Origin of the sequence: Acidovorax sp. (genome assembly GCF_046339755.1) — a bacterium.
Classification (GTDB): Bacteria; Pseudomonadota; Gammaproteobacteria; order Burkholderiales; family Burkholderiaceae_C; genus Acidovorax.
This window is the reverse complement of sequence record NZ_JBKDTZ010000025.1, coordinates 1-6,021: the sequence shown is the minus strand read 5'-3', so window position 1 is coordinate 6,021 and position 6,021 is coordinate 1. Positions and strand designations below refer to the sequence as shown.

Below are 6,021 nucleotides of genomic sequence, written 5' to 3'. Positions count from 1 at the left end.
TCACGGCCAGCGACGGCACGGTGATCCAGCCCCTGGTCAAGACCGGCGGCGGCAACTCCGCTGGCGGCCATACGGGTGTGGCCGTGGGCGGCGCTGCAGGCACCTCCGCCGTGTGGGATGGCATCTCCACGGTCACCCCGCAGTACAAGGCTGCGGTGGCGGGCCAGGACGGTGCCTTCGCCCAGACGGGTACGCCCGCCAACATCGGCTCGCCCGGCCTGACCGAAGCCGCCAAGGGCGCCGTGCCGACCTACACGCAAGCCTTCAACGACGCCAACGGCTTTGCCGAATTCACGAAGTACAGCAAGGACGCCGATGCGGCCAACAGCTGGTACCTCAACACCACGGCCGGCGCGGACAAGGCTGCCGAGGTCAATGGCTTTGGCGATACCGCCGCGGCCAACGACTGGCTGATCTCCAAGGCGTTCAACCTGAACGACACCAGCGCCGAGTTCCTGAGCTTCCGCACCTGGACCAACTTCACCGACAACGGATTTGCCCAGCCGGTCACGCTGAAGTACTCCACCAACTACAGCGGCACGGGTGACCCGACGCTCGCCACCTGGACGGACCTGGGCTTCACGCCGTCGCCCCAGGGCAGCCAGGCATGGACCCAGTCGGGCCCGATCGATTTGTCGGCCATTGCCGGCACGAACGTCTACTTCGCCTTCCAGTACCAGTCATCCGGCACGGCAGCCAGCTCCTCTTCGAGTTGGCGTGTGGACGATTTCAAGCTAGAGAGCTACAGCGGCTCGGTCGTCTCCATCGCCGCAACCAGCGCCGACAAGCTGGAAGGCAACACGGGCACCACCGCCTACACCTTCACCGTGACGCGCGCCGGCGATACCTCGGCTGCCGCCTCCATCAACTGGGCCGTCACCGGCTCCGGCACCTCGCCCGCCACGGCGGACGATTTCGTCGGCAACGCGCTGCCCACGGGCCTGGTGAGCTTCGCCGCAGGCGAGACCAGCAAGCTCATCACCGTCAACGTGCAGGGTGACGCCACCATCGAGCAGGACGAAGGCTTCACCGTCACGCTGTCGGGCTTGCCCAATGGCGTCACCGCCATCGGCGGCGGCACCGCGCAGGGCGTTATCCGCACCGACGAAGCGCCCATCACCAAGGTCCACGCGATCCAGGGCAGCAGCGACACCGCGCAGATGATGGGCAGCACGGTGACCATCGAGGGCATCGTCACGGGATGGGCCCCCAACCTGCAGGGCTTCTACGTGCAGGAAGAGGCGGCCGACTACGACAGCGATGCCAGCACGTCCGAAGGCATCTTCGTCTACTACGGCAGCACCGTGATCCCGGGCCTGGATGCCAACAGCGTGGGCGACAAGATCAGCGTCAAGGGCACGGTGGCCGACTACAAGGGCCAGACCCAGCTGGCCTCGCCCACCGCCTTCACCCTGGTGCAGGACAACGCAGGCCTGCCTGCCGCCACCGTGGTGACGCTGCCCGTGGCCAGTGCCATCAATTGGGAAGCCTACGAGGGCATGCTGGTCACCGTGCAGTCCGCCACCAGCGGCGGCAAGCTGGTGGTCACCGACAACTTCAACCTGGGCCAGTACGGCCAGGTCACGCTGACGTCGGACGCCATCCAGCAGCAGTACACCGAGCTCAATGCGCCCAGCGTGAGCGGCAACACCGCCTACCTGGCCGACCTCAAGAAGGACCAGATCATCCTGGACGACCTGAGCAGCACGCAGAACCCTGCCAGCCACATCGGCCGCGGCGGCCTGCCGCTGTCGGCCACGAACACGCTGCGCGCTGGCGACGGCGTGACCAGCGTGACCGGTATCGTCGACCAGTTCGTGGACACTGCCGCTGCCACGCACGAGACCAGCTACCGCGTGCAGCCCACGCAGGCTGTGAACTTCACGGGCGATGCGCGTCCTACGGCGGGCTCCATCCCGGGCAGCATCAGTTCGGCTGAAATCAAGGTGGCCTCGGCCAACGTGCTGAACTATTTCACCACGCTGGGCACGGCCAACTTCATCACCAACGAAGGCAACAGCATTGCGGCCCGCGGTGCCACCGACGCAACGGAGTTCCAGCGCCAGCAGGCCAAGATCGTCAAGAACCTGCTGAGCCTGGATGCCGATGTGCTCGGCCTGATGGAAGTGCAGAACAACGGCTTTGGCCCGAACAGCGCCATCCAGTCGCTGGTCAACGCCCTCAATGCCGAGGCCGGCCCGGGCACCTACGCGTTCGTCGAGCAGCCCAAGACCGGCAGCGACGCCATCATGGTGGCCATCATCTACAAGACCGCCAAGGTCGAGCTGGTGGGAGCTGCGTCCAACCCCGATCCCACGGTGTACGACGCCTTCTCGTCCACCTACGGCAACCGCATTCCGGTGGCGCAGACCTTCAAGTCCAAGGCCGACGGCGAAACCTTCACCTTGGTGGTGAACCATTTCAAGAGCAAGGGCAGCGGCACCGCCACGCAAGGTCTGGACACGGGGGACGGCCAGGGCGCCAGCACCATCGCGCGCGAAAAGGCCGCGGCGCAACTGGTGCAGTGGCTCGGCACCCACCCCACGGGCAGTACCGACAACGACGTGCTGCTGGTCGGCGACTTCAATGCCTACAGCAAGGAAAAGACCATCACCGATTTGGCCGCCAGCGGCTACAGCAAGGTGTCCACGGGCAACTCCTACGCGTTCGATGGCCTGTGGGGTTCGCTCGACCATGCGCTGGCCAGCAGCAGCCTGACCAGCCAGGTGGCTGGCAGCTACAAGTGGGGCATCAATGCTGAAGAGCCGACCCTGCTGGACTACAACATGGAGAACAAGGACAACGCGCAGGATGCCAGCTACTTCAACGCCGATCCCTACCGTTCGAGCGACCACAACCCGATCCTGATCGGGCTCAACCTGGGCAGCACGCCTGCCTCCGGTGGTGGCGGTGCTGGTGGTGGCGGCACGCCGCCGACCATTCCTCTGATTCCTTCGGCCGGCCCTGGCCTGCCTGCCACGCTGCAGGGCTCCAGCAGCAGCGACACCATCGTCGTGCCCGACCTGCCGCTGACCCGCGTGGTCACTGGCGGTGGTGCCGACACGGTGACGGGCGGCAAGGGCGTCGATACGGTGGTGGTCTCTGCCACGCTGGCCGATGTGCTGCGCCTGGGCATCAGCCAGGACAGCACCGGCAAGGTGGTGATCAACACCCCCACGGGCCCCGTCACCATGAGCGGCGTGGAACGCGTGGAACTGCAGGGCAGCCTGTTCGCCTTCGACGTGGCCTTGCCCACCGCGACCAGCGATGGCGGCAAGACCGGACAGGTGCTGGCCCTGGCCTACACCCTGTTCGGCCAGAAGCCGGACACGCTGGCTCTGAGCCAGTGGGTGCACAAGGCCGACATCCTGGGTGGCCTGGATGCGCTGGCGCAGAACCTCATCGACACGCTGGCTCCCGGCATCGGCAACGACGGCCTGGTGGGCTTCCTGTTCAAGGCCGTCACGGGCGTGGATGCCACGGCCCAGCAGGTGCTGGAGTTCGCATCGCTGATCGGCCCGGGCAAGTCCTACGCCACCCAGGGCGCCTTCCTGGCGGCCGTGACCAAGCTGCCGATCGCCACCGAAGGCCTGGCCGAGCTGGTGGGCGTGGTGCAGCAACTGGACGCCGGCGCCTTCCCGGTGTAAGCCGCAGGAGCGCCCCGACCCTCTGCCCGCCTCACGCTGGCGGCGGGCCGGCGAACCACAGGGCCCAGTGGTCTATGCAGGCCTTGATCTTGGGCAGGCGGTGCCGCCGCGTGAGCGTGATGGCCTGGATGGGCGAGGGTTGCTCGTCCACCCATGCGCGCAACACAGGCGCGAGCACGCCTTGTTGAACCAGCGGCTCGGCCACCAGCGTGGCCAGCCGTGCAATGCCCAGGCCCTGCAGCGCCAGGCGTGCCGCGATGCCGGTGCTGCCGGAGCGCCAGTGGCCGTCGGCCACCACCACGCGCGGCTCGCCATCGACGATGAAAGGCCAGCGGTTGAGCTGCGCCACCGCGCTGTTGGTGATGAGCCGGTGGCGGTGCAGCTCGTCCGGGTGCTGCGGCGTGCCATGCGCCTGCAGGTAGGCCGGCGTGGCATAGAGCCGGCGCGACAGCGTGCCCAGCGGGCGGGCCACCACCGTGTCGCTCGTCGGCGGGCCGGTGCGGATGGCGATGTCGATGCCGTCGCGCGCCATGTCGGCCATGCGGTCGTCCACCACCAGCTCCACCCGCAGCAGCGGGTGCGCCTGCTGCAGGCGGTCGAAACTCGGGATCAGCAGGTGCTCGGCGAGGACCGAGCTGGCCGCCACGCGCACCGAGCCGCTGGCCTGGCCGCTCTGGTGGCTGGCGAATTCGCCCTCGAGCTCGTCCATGGTGCTGGTCAGGCGCCGGCAGTACTCCAGAAAAGTCAGCCCCTCGGCCGTGGGCGTGAGGCCATGCGTGGAGCGGTGGATCAGCCGCGCATTGCAGGCCTTTTCGATGCGCGCCAGCGTGCGCGACACCTGGCTCACCGGCACGTCGCGCTCGCGCGCCACGGCCGATAGCGAGCCCAGGTCCGCCACGCGGACGAAGAGGTGCATGTCTTCAAAGCGGATGTCGCGCATCGGCCAATGGTAGCGGCCTTGGTGCGCAAGGCCCGGACCGCGTTTGCAGGCGCTGCAAAACGCCCTTGCAGCCGGCGGCGTTTCGCCGCTGCATGCCGCTGCCTAGAGTCAACACATCCCGCATTGAACTGGAAGGATGTGCCCCATGCCGCAGCGCGACAAACCCTATCGCGCAGACCTGCACCGCCTCAAGGCGGCAGCCCTCCGCGAATCCCATCGCCTGCGCAACGAAGCGCTGTGGAGCACTCCCGGTGTTCTGCGGCGCGCGGCCGCCCAGGCATTGGTGCGCCTGGGCGCGCTGTTCAGAGCCGTGTTCCGCGAAAGCGCTGCGCCGCCTGGCGGCTGACCTCGGCCAGCAGCTGCTCCTCGCGCTGGCGTTCGCGCAGCCAGCGGGCATCGTTCTGGCCGGCCTCGGTTTCGGTGCGCAGCATGTGCATGGCGTTGGCCGCACCCTGCATGGCGGCATGGCTGGCGATCTTGTCCATGGTCATCATGATGTGCTCGCGCAGCGGCATGTGGTCACCGGTGGACGGGTCCACGTAGACCGCGTCCATGCCGAAGCGGCAGGCCTGGAAGCGGTTGTAGGTGTAGACCAGGTAGTCGTCCTCCTCGGGCATGAAGGGCTGGTCCGCCAGGAACCAGGCGCCCAGCGATTGCACATAGCCCGCGAGGGCCGCGGCACGTTCGATCGTCAGCGGCGTGTCGAACACGCGGATCTCGATGGTGCCGAACTCGGGCTTGGGGCGGATGTCCCAGTAGAAGTCCTTCATGCTCTTGACCACGCCGGTGCGCGTCATCTTGTCGAAGTAGGCGGTGAAGTCCTCCCAGGTCAGCGCAAACGGTGCACGGCCCGAGAGCGGGAAGGCGAACACCGAATTGAGCCGCGCCGAATCGAAGGCCGTGTCCTGGCCCTGCACGTAGGGGCTCGATGCAGACAGCGCGATGAAGTGCGGGATGTAGCGCGACATGCGGTGCAGCATGAGCAGCGCGGCATTGGCATCGGGGCAGCCGATGTGCACGTGCTGGCCGAAGATGGTGAACTGCTTGGACAGATAGCCGTACAGCTCCGACAGCTCGCGAAAGCGCGGCTTGTCGTAGATGCGCCGCTCGTGCCACTGCTGGAAGGGGTGCGTGCCGCCGCCCACCACGGCGATGTGGAGCTTGTCGGCGCTCTGGACCAGCGCATCGCGGATCGGCGTGAGCTGGCCCAGCACCTCGCTGGCCGAGTGGCAGATGCCCGTGGATATCTCGATCATGCTGTTCGTCATCTCGGGCACCACGCTGCCGGGCAGCGGTGTCTTGTGCATCAGGCGCCCCGCGAGCGAGAACCCCTCCATGCTGCTGCTGGCGCTGAGCGCGGCCGGCACGGCCGTGGCTGCGCACAGGGGCGGTGCGGCCCCGCGGGCCGCACTCTGGGGCGGCATGTGGCTCAAG

General features: G+C 67.5%; 4 protein-coding genes. 2 read left to right on the top strand and 2 right to left on the bottom strand.

Features of this window, described 5'->3' with window-relative positions; translation table 11 throughout:
* Window positions 1–3,647 (top strand): ExeM/NucH family extracellular endonuclease (locus ACK59X_RS02355; protein ID WP_409954836.1); only part of this gene is annotated, 3,647 nt, incomplete at its 5' end.
* Between the two features lie 31 nt (window positions 3,648–3,678).
* On the opposite strand, the gene ACK59X_RS02350 is transcribed toward ACK59X_RS02355, so the two are convergent.
* A complete protein-coding gene (locus ACK59X_RS02350; RefSeq protein WP_409954835.1) occupies window positions 3,679–4,563 on the bottom strand; it encodes a LysR family transcriptional regulator in 885 nt (294 codons plus the stop codon).
* Window positions 4,564–4,732: 169 nt separating this feature from the next.
* Between ACK59X_RS02350 and ACK59X_RS02345 the strand changes: the two genes are divergently transcribed.
* On the top strand, window positions 4,733–4,933 hold the full coding sequence (locus ACK59X_RS02345) for a hypothetical protein (RefSeq protein ID WP_409954834.1): 201 nt from the start codon (window positions 4,733–4,735) through the stop codon (window positions 4,931–4,933).
* Here the strand turns inward: ACK59X_RS02345 and ACK59X_RS02340 are convergent.
* The gene (locus ACK59X_RS02340) at window positions 4,890–6,020 is read right to left on the bottom strand and encodes a YbdK family carboxylate-amine ligase (RefSeq protein WP_409954833.1); all 1,131 of its coding nucleotides are present in this window, start codon (window positions 6,018–6,020) and stop codon (window positions 4,890–4,892) included. The two genes, ACK59X_RS02345 and ACK59X_RS02340, sit on opposite strands and share 44 nt — an antisense overlap.
* Window position 6,021 lies beyond the last annotated feature (1 nt).

Excerpts from the sequence above, each read along its gene's own strand:
- ACK59X_RS02350 (WP_409954835.1), bottom strand. The coding sequence starts at position 4,563 with ATGCACCTCTTCGTCCGCGTGGCGGACCTGGGCTCGCTATCGGCCGTG.
- ACK59X_RS02345 (WP_409954834.1), top strand. The coding sequence starts at position 4,733 with ATGCCGCAGCGCGACAAACCCTATCGCGCAGACCTGCACCGCCTCAAG.